The organism is Aeromicrobium phragmitis, assembly GCF_003674095.1.
Lineage (GTDB): Bacteria > Actinomycetota > Actinomycetes > Propionibacteriales > Nocardioidaceae > Aeromicrobium > Aeromicrobium phragmitis.
On sequence record NZ_RDBF01000191.1, the window covers coordinates 1 to 355 of the forward strand.

A 355-nucleotide genomic window follows, 5' to 3' on the forward strand; every position below is an offset into this window, starting at 1 on the left:
TCGCTCCTCATCCGAAGGGGGCTTGATCCGGTGGTGCGTTTGCGGAGGGTGTCGGCGTCGATGCCCGGATGGACACGTGTGCGTCACGGCCGCGGGTTCCGGTACCTCGACGAGAACGGTGAGCCGCTCGCGGCCATCGACATCGAACGGTGCAAGAAGCTGGTCATCCCGCCGGCCTGGACCGAAGTGTGGATCTGTCCGGTGGACAACGGGCATCTCCAGGCGGTCGGCACCGACGATGCCGGCCGCCGGCAGTACCTGTACCACCCCGCGTGGCGCGAGCGACGCGATCGGCAGAAGTTCGAGCAGATGGAGGAGTTCGCCGATGCGCTCCTGCGCCGCCGCGCTGTCGTGC

General features: G+C 68.2%; 1 pseudogene. It reads left to right on the top strand.

Annotation, left to right across the window (positions count from 1 at the left end):
• Positions 1–60: 60 nt before the first annotated feature.
• Positions 61–355 (top strand): annotated as a pseudogene (locus D9V41_RS16920) (DNA topoisomerase IB); the annotation flags it as partial.